This window comes from Nonomuraea fuscirosea (assembly GCF_035917475.1).
In the GTDB taxonomy this organism is placed as follows: Bacteria; Actinomycetota; Actinomycetes; order Streptosporangiales; family Streptosporangiaceae; genus Nonomuraea; species Nonomuraea fuscirosea.
In genome coordinates this window covers 5,522,551-5,540,149 of record NZ_CP109074.1, presented here as the reverse complement: position 1 = coordinate 5,540,149, position 17,599 = coordinate 5,522,551, and the positions used below count along the sequence as shown (strand labels likewise).

19 protein-coding genes are annotated in these 17,599 nt (G+C 72.9%); 6 read left to right on the top strand and 13 right to left on the bottom strand.

Translation table 11 applies throughout. From position 1 onward, the window contains the following. Positions 1-3 precede the first annotated feature (3 nt). The 5 genes from OIE67_RS25305 to OIE67_RS25285 form a co-directional block, all read right to left on the bottom strand. The gene (locus OIE67_RS25305; protein WP_326644429.1) at positions 4-666 is read right to left on the bottom strand and encodes a potassium channel family protein; all 663 of its coding nucleotides are present in this window, start codon (positions 664-666) and stop codon (positions 4-6) included. After that, on the bottom strand, positions 659-2,008 hold the full coding sequence (locus OIE67_RS25300; protein ID WP_407674910.1) for a TrkH family potassium uptake protein: 1,350 nt from the start codon (positions 2,006-2,008) through the stop codon (positions 659-661). The genes OIE67_RS25305 and OIE67_RS25300 overlap by 8 nt, the downstream gene beginning before the upstream one ends. Positions 2,009-2,230: 222 nt before the next feature. Beyond that, positions 2,231-2,560 carry a DUF3140 domain-containing protein gene (locus OIE67_RS25295; RefSeq protein ID WP_326644427.1) on the bottom strand — a complete coding sequence of 110 codons (330 nt, stop codon included), beginning with the start codon at positions 2,558-2,560 and terminating at the stop codon, positions 2,231-2,233. Then, positions 2,557-2,778, bottom strand: a complete 222-nt coding sequence (locus OIE67_RS25290; protein ID WP_106250979.1) for a hypervirulence associated TUDOR domain-containing protein — start codon at positions 2,776-2,778, stop codon at positions 2,557-2,559. Before OIE67_RS25290 ends, OIE67_RS25295 begins: the two co-directional genes overlap by 4 nt. 86 nt (positions 2,779-2,864) lie before the next feature. Then, the gene (locus tag OIE67_RS25285; protein WP_326644423.1) at positions 2,865-4,034 is read right to left on the bottom strand and encodes an epoxide hydrolase family protein; all 1,170 of its coding nucleotides are present in this window, start codon (positions 4,032-4,034) and stop codon (positions 2,865-2,867) included. A gap of 158 nt (positions 4,035-4,192) precedes the next feature. Between OIE67_RS25285 and OIE67_RS25280 the strand changes: the two genes are divergently transcribed. Beyond that, positions 4,193-5,161 carry a helix-turn-helix transcriptional regulator gene (locus tag OIE67_RS25280; RefSeq protein WP_326644421.1) on the top strand — a complete coding sequence of 323 codons (969 nt, stop codon included), beginning with the start codon at positions 4,193-4,195 and terminating at the stop codon, positions 5,159-5,161. 76 nt (positions 5,162-5,237) lie between these two features. After that, positions 5,238-5,816: an NADAR family protein gene (locus tag OIE67_RS25275; RefSeq protein ID WP_326644419.1), complete on the top strand. Its 579-nt coding sequence runs from the start codon at positions 5,238-5,240 to the stop codon at positions 5,814-5,816. A gap of 23 nt (positions 5,817-5,839) precedes the next feature. On the opposite strand, the gene OIE67_RS25270 is transcribed toward OIE67_RS25275, so the two are convergent. The 3 genes from OIE67_RS25270 to OIE67_RS25260 form a co-directional block, all read right to left on the bottom strand. Next, on the bottom strand, positions 5,840-6,277 hold the full coding sequence (locus OIE67_RS25270; protein WP_326644417.1) for an RNA 2'-phosphotransferase: 438 nt from the start codon (positions 6,275-6,277) through the stop codon (positions 5,840-5,842). A 176-nt stretch (positions 6,278-6,453) separates the two neighbouring features. Continuing rightward, on the bottom strand, positions 6,454-8,586 hold the full coding sequence (gene recD2, locus OIE67_RS25265; RefSeq protein WP_326644416.1) for an SF1B family DNA helicase RecD2: 2,133 nt from the start codon (positions 8,584-8,586) through the stop codon (positions 6,454-6,456). Positions 8,587-8,697: 111 nt separating this feature from the next. Further along, positions 8,698-9,849 (bottom strand): acetate/propionate family kinase, encoded by a 1,152-nt coding sequence (locus OIE67_RS25260; protein ID WP_326644414.1) that lies wholly within the window; start codon positions 9,847-9,849, stop codon positions 8,698-8,700. A gap of 125 nt (positions 9,850-9,974) precedes the next feature. Here OIE67_RS25260 and OIE67_RS25255 point away from each other — a divergent pair, with 125 nt between their 5' ends. Genes OIE67_RS25255 through OIE67_RS25240 form a run of 4 tightly spaced genes read left to right on the top strand, consistent with a single transcriptional unit; the run spans position 9,975 to position 14,039 of the window. Continuing rightward, entirely contained in the window at positions 9,975-10,463 is a 489-nt protein-coding gene (locus tag OIE67_RS25255) for a (2Fe-2S)-binding protein (protein ID WP_326644412.1), read from the top strand. Continuing rightward, positions 10,460-11,431 (top strand): FAD binding domain-containing protein, encoded by a 972-nt coding sequence (locus OIE67_RS25250; protein WP_326644410.1) that lies wholly within the window; start codon positions 10,460-10,462, stop codon positions 11,429-11,431. The genes OIE67_RS25255 and OIE67_RS25250 overlap by 4 nt, the downstream gene beginning before the upstream one ends. Further along, complete coding sequence (locus OIE67_RS25245; RefSeq protein ID WP_326644408.1) at positions 11,428-13,458, top strand: xanthine dehydrogenase family protein molybdopterin-binding subunit; 2,031 nt, start codon at positions 11,428-11,430, stop codon at positions 13,456-13,458. The genes OIE67_RS25250 and OIE67_RS25245 overlap by 4 nt, the downstream gene beginning before the upstream one ends. Before the next feature lie 50 nt (positions 13,459-13,508). Beyond that, positions 13,509-14,039 carry a DUF6328 family protein gene (locus tag OIE67_RS25240; RefSeq protein WP_326644406.1) on the top strand — a complete coding sequence of 177 codons (531 nt, stop codon included), beginning with the start codon at positions 13,509-13,511 and terminating at the stop codon, positions 14,037-14,039. 12 nt (positions 14,040-14,051) lie between these two features. On the opposite strand, the gene mnhG is transcribed toward OIE67_RS25240, so the two are convergent. Genes mnhG through OIE67_RS25215 form a run of 5 tightly spaced genes read right to left on the bottom strand, consistent with a single transcriptional unit; the run spans position 14,052 to position 17,592 of the window. Further along, positions 14,052-14,369: a monovalent cation/H(+) antiporter subunit G gene (mnhG, locus tag OIE67_RS25235; RefSeq protein WP_106250962.1), complete on the bottom strand. Its 318-nt coding sequence runs from the start codon at positions 14,367-14,369 to the stop codon at positions 14,052-14,054. 19 nt (positions 14,370-14,388) lie between these two features. Next, positions 14,389-14,649, bottom strand: coding sequence for a monovalent cation/H+ antiporter complex subunit F (locus tag OIE67_RS25230; protein ID WP_326644403.1), 261 nt, complete (start codon positions 14,647-14,649; stop codon positions 14,389-14,391). Next, on the bottom strand, positions 14,646-15,182 hold the full coding sequence (locus OIE67_RS25225; protein ID WP_245956594.1) for a Na+/H+ antiporter subunit E: 537 nt from the start codon (positions 15,180-15,182) through the stop codon (positions 14,646-14,648). Before OIE67_RS25225 ends, OIE67_RS25230 begins: the two co-directional genes overlap by 4 nt. A gap of 25 nt (positions 15,183-15,207) precedes the next feature. Further along, on the bottom strand, positions 15,208-16,764 hold the full coding sequence (locus OIE67_RS25220; RefSeq protein ID WP_326644399.1) for a Na+/H+ antiporter subunit D: 1,557 nt from the start codon (positions 16,762-16,764) through the stop codon (positions 15,208-15,210). A 15-nt stretch (positions 16,765-16,779) separates the two neighbouring features. Continuing rightward, complete coding sequence (locus OIE67_RS25215; RefSeq protein ID WP_245956592.1) at positions 16,780-17,592, bottom strand: Na(+)/H(+) antiporter subunit C; 813 nt, start codon at positions 17,590-17,592, stop codon at positions 16,780-16,782. Positions 17,593-17,599 lie beyond the last annotated feature (7 nt).

The window sequence follows — 17,599 nt, the reverse complement described above, 5'->3', positions numbered from 1 at the left end:
TCCTCAGGGCAGTTCGGCGAAGCGTTCGACGTGCTCGGTCCGCCCCGAGACCAGGACGATGTCGCCGTAGGTCAGCTCCGTGTCGGCCGTCGCGTACGTGAAGTCCTCGCCGGGCGGCTTCACCGCCACGATCGTGACGCCGTACTTGCGGCGCAGGTTGGAGCGGCCCAGCGGCACCCCCACGTACTCCTTCGGCGGGCGGGTCTTGGCCAGGGCGAAGCTCTCGTCCACCTGCATGTAGTCGAGCAGCCGCCCGCTGACCAGGTGGGCCACCCGCTCGCCCATGTCGTGCTCGGGGAAGACGACGTGGTGGGCGCCGATGCGGCTCAGGATGCGGCCGTGCTGGGTGCTGATCGCCTTGGCCCAGATGTCGTTGATCTCCAGCTCGGCCAGCAGCGACGTGGTCAGGATGCTGGCCTCGATGTCGCTGCCGACGGCCACGACCGCCTGGTAGAAGTCGGGGACGCCGAGCTGGCGCAGCGCCTCCATGTCGGTGGCGTCGGCGGTGGCGATCTGGGTGATGTGACCGGCCAGGCTCTGCGTGATCTTCGGCCGGTGGTCGATGGCCAGGACCTCGGTGCCGCGCCGGGTGAGCTCCAGGGCCAGCGACGTGCCGAACCGGCCCAGCCCGATGACGACCACCGGGTCGCCCTTGTACTCAACCAACGATGACTCGCTCCTCGGGTAGTTCGTAGTGTCGTGCGCGCGTGTTGAGGGCCAGCGCGGAGCCCAGCGTGAGCGGGCCGATCCGGCCGATGAACATGAGCACGACCAGCAGCAGGTGGCCGGCCGTGCCGAGGCTCGCGGTGATGCCGGTGGTCATGCCGGCCGTGCCGAACGCGGAGATCACCTCGAAGAGCACCACGTCGAGGCCGTGCGGGGTGAGGGCGAGCAGCAGGTACGTGGCCAGGCCAACGAGCGCCACGCCCAGCGTCGTGATCGTGACGGCCTGGCGCTGGGTGGTGTCCGGCAGCCTGCGGCGGCCGACGTTGACCCGGCTCTCGCCGCGCATCTCCGCCCACACGACGAAGGCCAGCAGCCCGATCGTGGTCACCTTGATGCCGCCCGCCGTGCCCGCGCTGCCACCGCCGATGAACATCAGCAGGTCGGTGGCCAGCCAGCTCGACGGGTACAGCTGCGTGATGTCGAGGGTGTTGAACCCGGCCGAGCGCGGCATGACGGCGGTGAAGAACGCCGCCAGCACCTTGCCCGGGTCGTCGAGCCGCCCGAGCGTCCCCGGGTTGCTCCACTCGGTGACCAGGAAGACCCCGGTGCCGAGCAGCAGCAGGGCCAGGCTCGTGCCCAGCGTGATCCTGGTCAGCACGGACCAGGTGCGCGGCCGCCGCCAGGCGCGGGCCAGCTCGAACACGACGGGGAAGCCGAGCCCGCCGACGATGCAGGCGAACGCGACGGTCAGGCAGATCCACGGGTCCGCGACGAACCGGACCAGGCTGTCCGGCCAGAGCGCGAAGCCGGCGTTGTTGAACGCGCTGACCGCGTGGAAGGCGCCCAGGTAGAGGGCGCGGCCGAACGGCTCGCCGTACCCGATGAGGAAGCGCGCGGCCAGGACGGCGGCGGCGACGCTCTCGCACAGCAGGCTGAACAGCACCACCTTGCGCACGACCCGGCGCACGTCGCCCATGCTCAGCGCCTTGGTCTCGGCCTGGGCCGCGATCCTGGCCCGCAGTCCTAACCGGCCCGACACGAGCAGGGTGAACAGGGTGGCCAGCGTCATGATGCCGAGACCGCCCACCTGGACCAGCCCGGCGATCACCGCCTCGCCGAACGCCGACCAGTGCGACTCGGTGTCGACGACGGCCAGCCCGGTCACGCACACGGCCGAGGTCGAGGTGAACAGCGCGGCCATCCAGCCGGCCGACTCGCCGGACGTGGTCGCGACCGGCAGCGTGAGCAGGAGCGTGCCGGCCGCGATGACCAGGCCGAACCCGGCCACGACGACCTGGGCCGGCTGCTGGAAGCGGATGCTGAACGGCAGGCGCACGCTCACCACCGCGCCGTCCGGCGGCTGCGGCCCCGGCGCCGGCTTCGGCAACGGCCACACATCGTGAACGCCTCCCCCAGGCAGCGGACCGGCAGTCGATGCCGACCGTACTTCCCGGCGTGCCGCGCACTACCGTAACAGGCCCCGCCGCCACCAGCGCACCTACGCCTCCTTGACGGAGAAACGACGAATCCTTACGGGAAACATACGCGTCCCGAGCTGGGGCGTTCACTTGAGCGGGTCGTGGCCCCAGTTCATCAGCGAGTAGCGCCAGTGGGTGTCCTTCACGTCGCCGGAGGGGCGCTGGGCCAGGTGCCGACGCACGTAGCCGATCACCTTGCGCATGTGGGCGTAGTCCTCTTCGGTCCGGTCGGACGCCTTCCCCTGCAGCAGCTTGACGATCTTGCGGCCGGACTCGTGGCCCACGGACTCGCCGCCGCCGTCCTTCTGGCCGACGGACTTCGACTCGTCCGTGTCCAGCCAGTGTTCGATCTCCTTCGCGGTCATGTTGACGACCTCGCCGAACTCGGCCGCGACCGCCTTGCCGTCGTCGCTCACTTGCCGCCCTTCCGCAGGGCGGACGGTTTGTGCACGGCCTTCTTGCCGCTCTTCTCGCTGCGCACGACGTACTGGGGGTCGTCGGGCGAGGCGGCGACCTCGCGGCCCGCCTCGTGCTGCCGCTCGGTCAGCTTCTTCTCGACCTTGCCCTTGGCGGTGGAGCCATGGCTGCGCCAGGTGACCTCGTCGCCCGGCTTCGGCTCCTTCTTCTTCGTCATGCCGATCCGGGCTACCCGGCGCCCCGCCCCGTAGCCGCCACCTGCCGTTTCTTTACGCTTCACCGCCGTCGGCAGGCGTACGCCGCTCAGCTGAGCGCGCCGAATAACGCGCGCAGCTCCGCGACCAGCACCTCCGGCGTCTCCAGGGCCGCGAAATGGCCGCCGTGCCCGAACTCCGTCCAGCGCACCACGTTGTGCTGCCGTTCGGCCAGCGGCCGCACCGAGAAGTCCGTCGGGAACACCGCCACGGCCGTCGGCACGCTCCCGCGCTCGACCGGCCGCCACATGCCCGGATCGGTGAAACGCTCGAAGTACGTGTGCGCCGACGAACCCGCCGTCCCCGTGAACCAGTAGACGCTCACGTCGGCCAGGATCCGATCCCGGTCCACGGCGTCCTCGGGCAGCTCGGCGGCCTTGTCCGTCCAGTCCTTGAACTTCTCCACGATCCAGGCCAGTTGCCCGGCGGGGGAGTCGTGCAGCGCGGCGGCGAGGGTCTGCGGGCGGGTGCCCTGCAGCCGCATGTACGCGCCGAGCCGCTCCTGCCACTCCTCCATCCCGGCCAGCCGGGCGCGCTCGGTCCCGGTCAGCGCGCCCATCACCGCCGGGTCGCCGGTGGGGAAGGTCAGCAGCGCGTTGACGTGCACGCCGATGACGTGGTCCGGCGCGGCCCGGCCGATCAGCGGCGCGATGAAGGCCGAGACGTCGCCGCCCTGGACGCCGTAGCGGTCGTAGCCCAGCCGGTCCATCAACGCGGCCAGGGCGGCGGCCGTGCGGCCGTCGGTCCAGCCGGTGCCGGGCAGCGGCCCGGAGAAGCCGTAGCCGGGCAGCGACGGGATCACCAGGTGGAAGGCGGGCGCGGTGGCGTCACCGCCGTGCGCGGCCGGGTCGGTGAGCGGGCCGATCAGGTCGAGGAACTCGATCACGCCGCCCGGCCAGCCGTGCAGGAGCAGCAGCGGGGTGGCGTCCGGCACGGCCGAGCGCACGTGCAGGAAGTGCACGTCCGCGCCGTCGACGGTGGTGACGAACTGCGGGTACGCGTTCAGCGCCGCCTCCTGGGCGCGCCAGTCGAAGCCGTCGGCCCAGTACGCGGCCAGGTCGCGCAGGTAGCTCGTGGGCACGCCGCGCTCCCAGCCGGCGCCGGGCAGGTCGGGAGCCCAGCGGGTGCGCCGGAGCCGGTCGCGCAGGTCGTCCAGCTCCGCCTGCGGGATCTCGATGCGGTACGGGCGGATCTGGGAGGTGCTGTCGCTCTTCGTCATGTCACCGACGATAGAAACGATTGGTGTCAGCTTCTGGCACCGATTCATCGGCGGAATCGTGGTCTCGCCCAGGGGGCCGTCGGGGTCGCAGTCTTCCACCGATCCCACGGCTCATCGGTGTCACACTCTGGCACCGATGCCAGGGCAGAATCGGGGGCATGCTGGAGACCTCCGCGCGGCTGCTGCGCCTGCTGTCCCTGCTGCAGTCGCGTACGGACTGGACCGGCGCCGAGCTGGCCGGGCGGCTCCAGGTCGGGCTGCGTACCGTGCGGCGCGACATCGACCGGCTGCGCGAGCTCGGCTACCCCGTGGACGCCACCCCCGGCGTGGCCGGCGGCTACCGGCTGGGGCCCGGCGCCGCGCTGCCGCCGCTGCTGCTCGACGACGAGGAGGCGGTCGCCGTGGCCATCAGCCTGCGCACGGCCGCCACCGGCAGCGTCGCGGGCCTGGAGGAGGGCGCGCTGCGGGCGCTGGCCAAGCTGCGGCAGGTGCTGCCGTCGCGGCTGCGGCACCGGGTGAGCGCCTTCCAGGCCGCCACCGTGCCGCTGGCGGGAGCCGCCGCGCCCGCCGTCGGCGCCGACCTCCTGGCGGACCTGGCCGCCGCCTGCCGCGACCGGCGGCGGCAGCGCCTGCGCTACCGGGGCCGTGACGGGGTCACGGAGCGGGAGGTGGAGCCGCACCGGCTCGTGCACACGCCGTGGCGCTGGTACCTGCTCGCCTGGGACACCGGCAAGGACGACTGGCGCACGTTCCGGGTGGACCGGATCGAGGAGCCGCTGAGCCTGCCCGGGGCCCGGTTCACGCCCCGGCCGCTGCCGCAGGACGACGTGGCCGCGTACGTGTCGCGCTCCATCACCTCCGCCCCCTACCGCTACCAGGCCCGCATCCTCTTCCACGCGCCCCTGGCGGCGGTCGCGCCGCGCACCTCGCCCGGCGCGGGCCGGCTGGAGGCGGTGGACGCGCACACGTGCCTGTTCCTGGCCGGCTCCGACTCGCTCGACGACCTGGCCGTCTACGTCGCGACGAAGGGCTTCGACTTCGAGGTCCTGGAGCCGCCGGAGCTGGTGCCGGTGCTCCGCGCCCTCTCCGACCGCCTCAGCCGCGCCGCCGGACCGGAGGAACGGTGAGGCGATGCGGTGGGGCGCCCGCTCGCCCGGAGAAATGACACGAAGTCGTGGCCCGAATTGTGGGACGGTGAGGGTCATGTCCGACGAGCTCCCCCTGCCCATGACCGTGGCCGAGGCCATCGCCGCCGAGCGATCCGGCCGGCGTCTCAAGTACCTCTGCTTCTGGGGTCACCGGCCCACCCGCGACGGAGGCGTCGGGGCCGGCTGCCTGAGCCAGTGGTGGCCGGTGACCTTCACCGAGGACGGGCACACGTTCGCCTCCGCCGAGCACTACATGATGGCGCACAAGGCCTGGCTGTTCGGGGACGAGGCGACCGCGGCCGCGATCCTGGCCGCCGGCAGCCCGGGCGAGGCCAAGGCGCTCGGCCGCGGCGTACGGGGCTTCGACGAGGCGGTGTGGGAGGACCAGCGCTTCGCCATCGTGGTGCGCGGGAACACGGCCAAGTTCGGGCAGCACCCGCAGCTGGCCGCCTACCTGCTCGGGACGGCCGGCCGTGTCCTGGTGGAGGCCAGCCCGCTGGACCGGGTGTGGGGGATCGGCCTGGCCGCCACCGACGAACGCGCCACCACGCCGTCCGCCTGGAAGGGCCTCAACCTCCTCGGCTTCGCCCTCATGGCCACCCGCACCGCCCTCACCACCGACCACGCCCGCTGACCTCCGCGTAACCGGGCCGGTCGTCAGGACGGGAAGCGCAGGTGGGCCGGGGGGACGTGGTCGGTCAGCCACACGCCGTTCGCGCTGCGCCGGAACGTGTGCCCGTCCCGGTGCATGTCACCCGCGGCCACCACCAGCACCACGGGAACGCCGCGCCGTGCCCCCACCCGGGTGGCCGTCTCCCGGTCGGGCGACAGGTGCACGTGGTGCCGGCTCATCGGACGCAGCCCCTCCGCCCTGATCGCCGGCAGGAAGCGGCCGACGGTGCCGTGGTAGAGCACCTCGGGCGGCTCGACGGCGGGCAGGCCGAGGTCCACCGGCACCGAGTGCCCCTGACTGGCTCTGATGCGGCCGCCCTCGATCGTGTAGCGCCGCTTGTCGTTGGCCGCGACGACCTCCCGCAGCTCCTCCGGCGTGATCGCGAAGCCGTGCTCGGCGGCGGCGCGCAGCAACTCGTCCACCTCCGCCCAGCCGCCCTAGTCGAGGGTGAGGCCGATGCGCCGCGGATCGTGCCGCAGGTGCCTGGCGAGGTATTTGGAGATGCGGATCATGCGCGGTTCGTCCATCACCGGCCATGCTGCCGTGCCGGAGACGACCCCGCCAACCGGATGACCGAAGAACCCGCCGCCGGGTCCGGTCAGGCGTCGAGGGCCGAGGCGAGGCGGCGGGCGAGGCCGGTGTTGCGGCGGTGGCCGAGGCGGTGCACCGCCAGCTCCAGCGCCTCGCGCTGCCCCACCAGCACCACCCACGCCTTGGCCCGCGTCACCAGCGTGTAGAGCAGCTTGCGGCGCAGCATGACGCCGCCGGACTCGGCCACGATCGGCGCCACCACGAACGGGTATTCGCTGCCCTGCGACCGGTGCACGCTGATCGCGTAGGCGTGGGTCAGGTCGTCGAGCTCGTCGAAGGAGTAGCTCACGCTCTCGCCGTCGTCGGTGCGGAGCTCGACCACGCGCTCCTCGCGCACCACGGCCGTCACCGTGGCTGTCTCGCCGTTGAAGACGCCCTTGTCGTAGTTGTTGCGGATCGGCATGACGCGGTCGCCCACCCGGAACACCGAGGAGCCCGACCAGTGCTCGGGCTTGTCGTCGGCGGCCGGGTTGAGCTGGTCCTGGATGAGCCGGCCGAGCGCGGTGGCGCCGGTGTCGCCCTTGCGCATCGGGCACAGCACCTGCACCTGCCCGGGATCGACGTTCTGCTTGCGCGGGATCGCCACCATCGCCAGATGTGCCACCCGCCGCGCCACCTGCTCGGGGTCGTCGAGCTCCTCGAACCAGAACCCGCCCCCGCCCGGGGTCGAAGGCAGCCGGCCGGCCCTGATGCGGTGGGCGGCGTCGATGATGCCGCTGCCGCCCGCCTGCCGGAAGACGTGGGTGAGCTGGACCCGGGGCAGCGCCGGCACCCGCAGCAGGTCGGCCAGGACGTCGCCGGGGCCGATGCTGGGCAGCTGGTCGCTGTCGCCGATGAGGAGCAGATGGCTGCCGGGCCGGACGGCGGCGGTCAGCCGGGTGGCGAGGTGCAGGTCGAGCATGGACGCCTCGTCGACCACGATCAGGTCGGCCTGCGCGGGCAGCTCGTCGAAGAGCGTCTCGGGGTCGGGGTCGGGCTGCTGGGCGAGCATGCGGTGCACGGTCATCGCGGGCAGCCCGGTCAGCTCCGACAGCCGCTTGGCGGCCTTGCCCGTGGGGGCGGTGAGCGTCACCGTGCCGCCCGCCGCGCGCACGGTGGTCGCGATGGACTTGACCGTGTGGCTCTTGCCGCAGCCAGGACCGCCGGTGATGATCGAGACGGTGCTGGTCAGGGCCATGGTGAGGGCGGCCCGCTGGTCCTCGTGCAGGCCCGGGTCCTCGCGGTAGGAGCGCAGCGGCAGCGTCGAGCGGGCCTCCATGAGCGCGGTGAGCTGGGCGGTGAGCGCCACCTCCCGGCTGTGCACGTGTTTCAGGTACGCCACCACCTGGCCGGGCTGGTCCGGGGCCGCCTCCACGACCAGCCGCCGCTCGGCCGCCAGCGCGTCGACCATCGGCCGCACCAGCTCCTGGTCCTGCTCGATCAGCTCGGCCGCCTCCCTGACCAGCGTGGCGACCGGGACGAAGCAGTGGCCGTCGCGGCTGCCGGCCGCCTCCAGCCGGTCGAGCAGCGCCGCCTTGACCCGCTGCGGGCTGCGCTCGGGCACCCCGGCCTGCAGGGCGATCCGGTCGGCGACCCGGAAGGCGACGCCCCTGACCCGCCCGATGAGCCGGTAGGGGTCGGTGGTCAGGACCTCGTCGGCGTCCTGCCCGAAGACCTGGTAGATCTTGGCCGCGAGCAGCGGGCTGACGCCGAGCCCCTGCAACGTCACCATCAGCGCGGCGATGGCCTTCTGCTCCTGCCACGCCTCGACGATCTGCCCCTGCCGCAGCGGCCCGATGTTGACCACCTCGGTGAGCCGCTCGGGCTCGCCGTCGATGACCTTGAGCGTGGCCTCGCCGAAATGGTCGACGATCGCGTACGCCAGCCTCGGCCCGATGCCCCTGATCAGCCCCGAGCCCAGGTAGATGCGGATGGCCCGGACCGACGACGGCGTCACCCGCTCGCACCCGGTGACCGCGAACCGCCGCCCGAACCGCGCGTGCCTGCTCCAGTCGCCGAACAGCCGCAGCGTCTCGCCCGGCTGCACCCCGGCCAGCGCCCGCCCGGTGGCCACGAAGTCGGGCTCGCCGTCGGCGCTCATGCGCGCGACGGTGTATTCGTCATCACGGACGTAGACGAGCTGCTCGACGGACGCCTCCACACGGGAGATCCAACCATCCGCGACCGACAAACGGCACAACCGGCCGCGGGGACACCACCGGCGGCGAACGGCTCACCCGGCGGCCGGACCGCTCACCCGGAGGCGGACGGCTCACCCCGCCGTCGGGAACTTCTCCGGCTCGTCGTCCTCGGCGAGGGCGCGCAGGCATTCGCGGGCCAGCTGCAGCTCCTCACGTACCTGCACCACCAGGACGGGCACGCCGCCGTCGCTGACCGGCCCGTCGTCGGAACGGTTGCCCAGCACCGGCGGGAGCACGCCGAGCAGCCCGAGCCGCCGGCACACCGCTTCGCGCACCTCGGGCTGGTCCCAGCCGATCTCCCCGGTGAACACCAGCGCGTCGATCCGCCCGAGCGAGGTGGCCGCGGCGGCGATCTCCCGGCTCACCCGGTGGGCGAAGACTCGCAGCGCCAGCCCGGCCGCCTCGTCGCCGTCCCGCTCGGCGGCGACCAACTCGCGCGTGTCCCCCGAGCGCCCGTCCGACAGCCCGAGCAGCCCCGAGCGGCGTTCCAGGCCCTCGGCCAGCTCCTCGGCCGTCAGCCCGCCGTACCGCAGCAGCCAGAGCAGCATCCCGGGATCCACGCTGCCCGAGCGCTTGCTCATGGGCAGGCCCTCCAGCGGCGTGAACCCCATCGAGGTGTCCAGGCTGCGCCCGCCCGACAGCGCGCACACCGAGCAGCCGCCGCCCAGATGCGTCAGCACCAGGTCCAGCTCGGCCACCGGGCGGCCGAGCAGCTCGGCCACCCGGTCGGCGGCCCAGGCGTAGGAGAGCCCGTGGAAGCCGTACCGGCGCAGGCCGTGCCGCTCGCGCCACTCGCGCGGCAGCGGGTAGACGGCGGCCTCCTCCGGCAGCCCGGCGTGGAAGGCCGTGTCGGGACAGATCACCTGCGGCACCGCGGGCAACTGCTCGCGGGCCGCCTCGATCAGCGCCAGCGCCGGCGGCAGGTGCAGCGGCGCCAGGCCGGTCAGGCCGCGCAGCGCGCGCACCGTCTCGTCGTCGGCGACCACGGGAGCGGGGACGACGTCGCCGCCGTGCACCACCCGGTGCGCCACCGCCCTGACGTCGCGGTCGAAGTGCCCGCCGAGGAAGTCCGACAGCTTCTCCCCGGCCGAGCCGGCGTCGACGGCGCGCTCGGAACGGGCGCTGTCGATCACGCACCCGCCCTGTACGAGATCGAGGCGCAGGCTCGACGACCCGGCGTTGACGGTGAGCACCGCCGCCGACTCCGTCACCTGCTCGTCCATGGCCAGGACCATGCCCGCCCGGCTACCCCCGACCGCCCCAGTAAAACGGGCATCTTTGGACGAACGGTCACATGTTTTGCCGCACTCATAGGTTGTCTCGTCGTCAGGTCGGGTAGTCGAGCGCCATGGAGATCACCCTGCGGGTGAACGGCGTGCCGCGCAAGGCGGACGTGGACCCGCGAATGTCGCTGCTCGACCTGCTCCGCGAACGACTCGGCCTCATCGGCGCCAAGAAGGGCTGCGACCACGGCCAGTGCGGCGCCTGCACGGTGCTGATCGACGGCCGCCGGGCCAACTCCTGCCTGGCCCTGGCCGTGGCGGTGGACGACCGCGACATCACCACCGTCGAAGGGCTGGCCGACGGCGACGAGCTGCATCCGCTGCAGGCGGCCTTCCTCGAGCACGACGCCTTCCAGTGCGGCTACTGCACGCCGGGCCAGCTCTGCTCGGCCGAGGGGATGCTGGGAGAGCCGGGCCCGAGCGCGATCACCGAGGACCTCCTGACCGACCCGGGGCTGACACCCGACGAGATCAGGGAACGCATGAGCGGCAACCTGTGCCGGTGCGGCGCGTACGTCAACATCGTCACCGCGATCGGCGAGGTGGCCCGGTGAAGCCCTTCGAGTACGCCCGCGCCGCCAGCTCCGCCGAGGCCGTGCGCGGCTTCGCCCCCGGCACCATGTACCTGGGCGGTGGCACCAACCTCGTGGACCTGATGAAGCTGGGCGTCGCCGAGCCGGAACGGCTGCTCGACGTCAGCCGCCTGCCGCTCGACGCGATCGAGCAGACGGACGGCGACCGCGTCCGCGTCGGCGCCACCGTGCGCAACACCGACCTGGCGGCCCACCCCGTCATCAGGAGCCGCTACCCGATGCTGGCCAGGGCGGTGCTGGCGGGGGCCTCCGGCCAGGTGCGCAACGTCGCGACCGTCGGCGGCAACCTGCTCCAGCGCACCCGCTGCACCTACTTCCAGGACGTCAGCAGGCCGTGCAACAAGCGCCGCCCCGGCTCCGGCTGCCCCGCCATCGAGGGCGACCACGCCGGCCTGGCCGTGCTCGGCGCGTCCGACGCCTGCGTGGCTACCCATCCCTCCGACATGGCCGTCGCCCTGGCCGCGCTCGGCGCGGATGTGCACGTCACCGGGCCCGGCGGCGACCGGATCATCCCTATGCCCGGCCTGCACCGGCTGCCCGGCGACGAGCCCGAGCGCGACACCGTGCTCGAACCCGGTGACCTGATCACCGCGGTGGAGCTGCCGCCGCCGCCCCCGGGCGCCTCGCACTACCGGAAGGTGCGCGAGCGGTCGTCGTTCGCGTTCGCGCTGGTGTCCGTCGCCGCCGTGCTCGACGTGCGCGACGGCGCCGTGGCCGGCTGCCGGATCGCGCTCGGCGGCGTGGCGCACGTGCCGTGGCGGGCCGAGCGCGCGGAACAGGCCCTCATCGGCGGCCCGGCGACCGGGGAGGCGTTCCTCCAGGCCGCCGAGACCGAGCTGGAGCAGGCGGGCCCGCTGCCGCGCAACGCCTACAAGGTGCCGCTGGCCCGCAACCTGATCGTCGCCACGCTGGAGGAGCTCGCACCGTGAACCGCATCGAGGGCCGCGTCAAGGTCACGGGGCTGGCCACGTACGCGGCCGAATACCCGGCCGAGGGCGTCGCCTACGCCTGCGCCGTCCAGTCCCGGATCGCCAAGGGCCGGATCAAGCGCGTCGACGGCGGGCCCGCGCTGGAATCGCCCGGCGTGCTGGCCGTGCTGTCCTGCGAGGACCCGCCGCGCATGTCCGAGGACGCCGATCCTGAGCTGGCTCTGTTCCAGCACCGCGAGGTCGCCTACCGCGGGCAGATCGTCGCCGCCGTCGTCGCCGACACCTATGAGAACGCCCGCGCCGCCGCGGCGGCCGTCCGCGTCGACTACGACCCCGACGACCACGACGTCACCCTGAGCGCCGACCATCCCGGCCTCTACAAGCCGGACGTCGTCAACCCGGGCTTCCCCACCGACACCGGCAAGGGCGACGTCGAGGCGGGCCTGGCCGCGGCCGCGACCACCGTCGAGGTCACCTACGAGACGCCCGTCCTGCACAACAACCCGATGGAGCCGCACGCCGCGCTGGCCTACTGGGACGCGGAGGGCCGGCTGCTGGTGTACGACACCGCGCAGGGCACCTCGACCAGCCGCGACATGATCGCCACCGCCCTGGGCCTGCCACCGGAACGGGTCCGCGTGGTCTCCAGGCACGTGGGCGGCGGGTTCGGCTCGAAGGGCAGCACCAGGCCCCAGGCGGTGCTGGCCGCGCTGGCCGCCAGGGCGGTGGGCCGCCCGGTCAAGATCGCGCTCACCCGGCAGCAGATGTTCGACGTCACCGGCTACCGCACGCCCACCATCCAGCGGCTGCGGCTCGGCGCGGACGCCCAGGGCCGGCTCACGGCGCTGGAGCACGTGGCGTACGAGCAGAGCTCCACCCTGGTCGAGTTCGCCGAGCAGACCACCGTGCCCGGGCGGGTCATGTACGCCACCCCCGCGCTGCGCACCGCGCACCGGCTGGTCCGGCTGGACGTGGCCACGCCGTCGTGGATGCGCGCCCCGGGGGAGTGCCCCGGCATGTACGCGCTGGAGTCGGCCATGGACGAGCTGGCCTACGCGGCCGGCCTGGACCCGGTCGAGCTGCGGATCGTCAACGACGCGGAGACCGAGCCCGGCACCGGCCTGCCGTTCAGCTCCCGCGACCTGGTCGGCTGCCTGCGCGAGGGCGCCCGCCGGTTCGGCTGGGAGCGCCGCGACCCGGCGCCGGGGATCAGGCGCGAGGGGGAGTGGCTGGTCGGGACCGGCGTGGCCGCCTCCACGTACCCGGCCAGGCGCAGCCCCTGCCAGGCCGTGGCGACCGTCCGGGACGGCGACTTCCTCGTCCAGGTCGCCGCCGCCGACATCGGCACCGGCGCGCGCACGGCGCTGACCAGGATCGCCGCGGACACGCTGGAGGTCTCGCCGGAGCGGGTGCACGTCGAGCTGGGCGACAGCGACCTGCCGCGGGCGCCGGTGGCGGGCGGATCCATGGGCACGGCCTCGTGGGGCTCGGCCGTCGTACGCGCCTGCGAGGAGCTGAAGCGCGACGGCAAGGAGGGCCGGGCCGACACCACCGAGGAGATCAAGGGCGACGCCGAGCTGGCCAGGCACGCCTTCGGCGCGCAGTTCGCCGAGGTGCGGGTCAGCTCGGTGACCGGCGAGATCCGCGTCGCGCGCCTGCTCGGCGTCTTCGCCGCCGGGCGGATCGTGGATCCGACGCTGGCCAGGTCGCAGTTCATCGGCGGGATGACGATGGGCCTGGGCATGGCGCTGATGGAGGAGACGCTCACCGACGCGGAGTTCGGCGGCTTCCTGCACCGCGACCTGGCCCAGTACCACGTCCCCGTCTGCGCCGACGTGCGGGACGTGGAGGCGGTCTGGCTGGACGAGCGCGACGGCGAGCTCAACCCGATGGGCAGCAAGGGCATCGGCGAGATCGGCATCGTCGGGACGGCCGCCGCGATCGGCAACGCCGTCTTCCACGCCACCGGCCATCGGGTGCGCGAGCTTCCGATCACTCCGGCGAAGGTCCTCCTGCCGAGGTTTTAGCCCCCTTTGGCAGAGAAGAGGAAGTCTCTCGTGGAAGGCGGGAGGCGGCGTTGAAGAACGAGTCGGATCAGGAGCGCGCGGATCGTAATTTCGTCGAGCTGCTCCAGGGTGCCAGGGTCGCGGTCACCGGCGTGCAGGTGCTGTTCGCGTTCCTGCTCACCGTGCCCTTCTCCACCGGGTTCGCCCGGATGGACCAGGCCGACCGGTGGCTCTACTTCGCGGCGCTGCTCAGCGCCGCGGTCGCGTCGATCTGCTACATCGCGCCGACGGCGCAGCACCGCGTGCTGTTCCGGCAGGGGCGTAAGGAGACGCTGGTACGCCGGTCCAACCTGTACGGCATCGCCGGGGCGCTCGCGCTGGTGGTGTCGATGACCACGTCGACCATGTTCGTCATCGACTACCTGTTCGAGGCGACGCTGGCGTGGGTCACCGCGGGGCTGCTGGCCGCGTTCGCGCTGTGGACGTGGTTCGGCCAGGCCGCCCTGGACCGGCAGGACGGCTCCGGGGACGGGCCGGCGGGCGACGCCCCCGACGACGAGGGCCGGTCCGAGGACGCCGGTTCGCTCGACCGGCGGGGCTGACCCGCCCGGGGCTCAGTCCGCGGCGGGCAGCTCGGTGTCGTCGTCGGACGACTCCCGCGAGTAGGCAGCCCGCCCGATCATGTACGCCGCCACCGGCACGGTGACCACCTGGGAGATCGCGACCAGCAGCAGCGGCCCGGCGGTCGACCAGGTGGGCCGGTGCAGCCACATGGCCAGCAGCACCAGCAGCACGCCGAGCACCTGCGGCTTGGTGCCGGCGTGCATGCGGTTCAGCGTGTTGTGGAAGCGCACCAGGCCGACTCCGGCCGACAGCGCCAGCAGCGCGCCCGCCAGCAGGCAGGCCGCCGCGGCCACGTCCAGCGCGCTCATCGCGTCATCACCGGGACACTCATCGGGACCTCCCCGCGAAGAACCTGGCCAGCGACACCGACCCGACGAACCCCAGCAGCGACAGGACCAGCAGGATCGGCAGGTCCGAGTAGTCGTCCCTGGCCACCGCGAACGCCCCGACGCCGCACATCGACAGCGACGTGAACACGTCCAGCGACATCGCCCGGTCCAGCATCGAGGGCCCGCGCGCCACCCGGTAGAGCGAGGCCGCCGCCCCGGCCCCCAGCAGGACGAGCGTCACCGCGTACACCGACGTCATTCCAGCTCCTTCCGGTCCCGGCGGGTGCCGAACGCGGCCACGACGCGTGACTCCAGCCGGGTCACATCCGCCCGCACGGCGTCCGCGACGTCGCCGGGCCGCCCCAGCACGTGCAGCATCAGCGCCCTCGGGTAGGCCTCCAGCACCAGGCTGCCGGGCACGGTCGACAGCGCCACCATGATGATCACCGTCATGGCCTCGGACGACGTGCGCAGCGGCACCAGCACCAGCTGCGCCGGCGGCCGGCCGGGATGCGCCACCCAGAACACCACCCGCACGGTCGAGATCACCATGTCCCAGCCGAACCAGAGCAGGAACCGCACCAGCCCCACCGGATGGATCCGGATGCCCGGGTCGAGGACGGGCAGTGGCAGCAGCCACGTCACCACCAGCCCGGTCACCACCCCGCCCAGCACGTTGCCCGCCGACAGGTCGCCCCACAACGTCACCCACACCAGCGCCAGCCACGCCACCAGCGCCAGGGGCACCCGCCGCCCGAAGAGCCGCACCGTCGTCAGAACCCGCCGCTTCACGGACGCCTCCCCGCAACCCGCCGCCTCACGGGTGCCTCCCCAGAACCGCCGAGATGTACGGCTCGCGCGCCATCAGCTCCGCCGCCACCCGCTGCGCCAGCGCCGACAGCGGCCCTGCCAGCACCGTGAACGACAGCCCCAGCGTGACCAGCGCCGCCACCGACAGCGGCAGCGCGGCGGGCATCGCGGTCGTGGTCACGACCGGGTCCTCGCCGGTGCCCTCCTCGCTCTCCACGACCCGGCCCATGCGGTCGGCCCGGGGGCCGCGCCAGAACGCCTTGCCCCACACCTTCGCGACCGCGTACAGCGTGAGCAGGCTCGTCATCAGGCCGGCCGCCACCAGCGTGACCGGCAGCCACCCTCCGTCGGCCAGCCCCGCCTGCACCAGCATGAGCTTGCCCAGGAAGCCCGACATCGGCGGGATGCCCGACAGGTTCATCGCCGGGACGAAGAACAGCACGGCGATCAGCGGCGCCGCCCGCATCAGCCCGCCCAGCCGGGTCACCGACGTGGTGCCGGTGCGCCGCTCGACCATCCCCACCACCAGGAACAGGCTCGTCTGCACGGTGATGTGGTGCACCACGTAGAAGACGGCCCCGGCCAGCCCGGCCACCGTGGACAGGCCGACGCCGAACACCATGTACCCGATGTGGCTGAGCAGCGTGAAGGAGAGCATCCGTTTCATGTCGGTCTGCGCCACCGCGCCCAGCACCCCGGTCAGCATGGTGGCCAGCGCCACCCACATCAGCAGCGTCGAGACCGGCCCGCCGGGGAACAGCAGCGCCTCCAGCCGGATGATCGAGTACACGCCGACCTTGGTGAGCAGCCCGGCGAACACGGCCGTGGCCGGGGCGGGCGCGGTCGGGTAGGAGTCGGGCAGCCACGCCGACATGGGGAAGATCGCCGCCTTGATCGCGAACGCCAGCAGCAGCGTCAGCTCCACCATCAGCTTCACCTGGCCGGGCAGCGTGGCGAAGCGCTCGGCGAGCTGCGCCATCGACAGCGTCCCCGTGGCGCCGTAGGTGATGGCCAGCGCGATCAGGAACAACATCGACGAGGCCAGCGCCATCAGCGTGTACGTGGCCCCCGCCCGGATCCTGGCCTCGGTGCCGCCGAAGGTGAGCAGCACGTACGAACCGCTCAGCAGCAGCTCGAACGCCACGAACAGGTTGAACAGGTCCCCCGACAGGAACGCGTCCGCCACCCCCGCAACCATCACCAGGAACGCCGGATGGAAGATCGCCATCGGCGCGTCGTGCTCCTGCTCGTCGTAGGAGTTGGCCACCGAGTACGCCATCACGCACAGCGTCACCGCCGACGACACCACCAGCACCAGCGTGGAGAGCCGGTCGGCGACCAGGCAGATCCCGACCGGGGCCGCCCAGCCGCCCAGGTCGGTCACCAGCGGGCCGCTCGTGTCGGCCGCGACCAGCAGCAGCACCGAGACGGCGAGCGAGAGGCCGAGCGTGACGAGGCTGATGAGCGACTGCAGCCGGCGCAGCCGCCCGCCGATCGCCAGCTTCACCCCCGCCGCCAGCAGCGGCAGCAGCACGGGCACGCAGACCAGGCTGGAAAGGGGCACCGGACCGTCCATGGGTCAGTCGTCGCCCTCCAGTTCGGGGTCCTGCGCGAGCGCCTGCCGCTCCCGCTCCTCCCTGATGGCCGTCCGCATCTGCTTGCGCGCCTCCTTCTGGCGCGCCTTGAGCTGCTTGAACAGCTCCTTCTCGCGGCCCGCCTGCCGGGCCCGCCTGCGCTCGTACTCCTCGCGCAACTGCTCGATGCGTTCCAGGTTCGACAGGGCGCCCGTGTCGTCGCGCAGCCCGGCCTCCTCCAGGCGCAACTGCAGTTCCTCCTCCGGCAGGCCCTGCTCGCGCAGCCGGGTGGCCCACTGTTCGAGCTCGTTGTGCACCCGGGAGATGCGCCGCTCCAGGTCGGCCTCCTCCAGCCGCTCCCGCTCGGCCTGCTCGGCCTCCAGGTTCGCCAGCTCGGCCCGCTGCTCGACGACCAGCCGCCGGTAGGCGTCGCGCCGCGCGCGGACGGCGTCGCCCAGCTCGCCGCGCCTGAGACGCAGCCGCACCCAGCGGTCCTCGGTGTCGTCCTGGACCTCGTCGCTGCCGGTGAGCTGCCAGGAACGGTGCACCATGGCCAGCAGGAACGCGGTCACGCCCAGCGTGATCACGATGGCGGTGAGCACCATGGCCTGCGGCAGCGGGTCGGCCATGCCGGGCCGGCCGACGAAGGGCGGGCCGCCCGCGTCGCCGCCCGAGGTGACGATGAGCAGGTTGACCCCGTTGCCCAGCACGATGACGCCGGCCAGGACGCGGACCAGGCTCCGTTCCAGCAGCAGCGTCACCCCGACGGTGATCATGACGCAGCAGGCGGCGAAGGGCAGCAGGGAGACGCTGTTCACGGGATCT

What these genes read in the sequence shown, in the direction of transcription:
- OIE67_RS25290 (WP_106250979.1), bottom strand. Translation starts at nt 2,778, where the DNA reads ATGACGAAGAAGAAGGAGCCGAAGCCGGGCGACGAGGTCACCTGGCGC.
- OIE67_RS25285 (WP_326644423.1), bottom strand. Translation starts at nt 4,034, where the DNA reads ATGACGAAGAGCGACAGCACCTCCCAGATCCGCCCGTACCGCATCGAG.
- OIE67_RS25280 (WP_326644421.1), top strand. Translation starts at nt 4,193, where the DNA reads ATGCTGGAGACCTCCGCGCGGCTGCTGCGCCTGCTGTCCCTGCTGCAG.
- OIE67_RS25275 (WP_326644419.1), top strand. Translation starts at nt 5,238, where the DNA reads ATGTCCGACGAGCTCCCCCTGCCCATGACCGTGGCCGAGGCCATCGCC.
- OIE67_RS25260 (WP_326644414.1), bottom strand. Translation starts at nt 9,849, where the DNA reads ATGGACGAGCAGGTGACGGAGTCGGCGGCGGTGCTCACCGTCAACGCC.
- OIE67_RS25255 (WP_326644412.1), top strand. Translation starts at nt 9,975, where the DNA reads ATGGAGATCACCCTGCGGGTGAACGGCGTGCCGCGCAAGGCGGACGTG.
- mnhG (WP_106250962.1), bottom strand. Translation starts at nt 14,369, where the DNA reads ATGAGCGCGCTGGACGTGGCCGCGGCGGCCTGCCTGCTGGCGGGCGCG.
- OIE67_RS25230 (WP_326644403.1), bottom strand. Translation starts at nt 14,649, where the DNA reads ATGACGTCGGTGTACGCGGTGACGCTCGTCCTGCTGGGGGCCGGGGCG.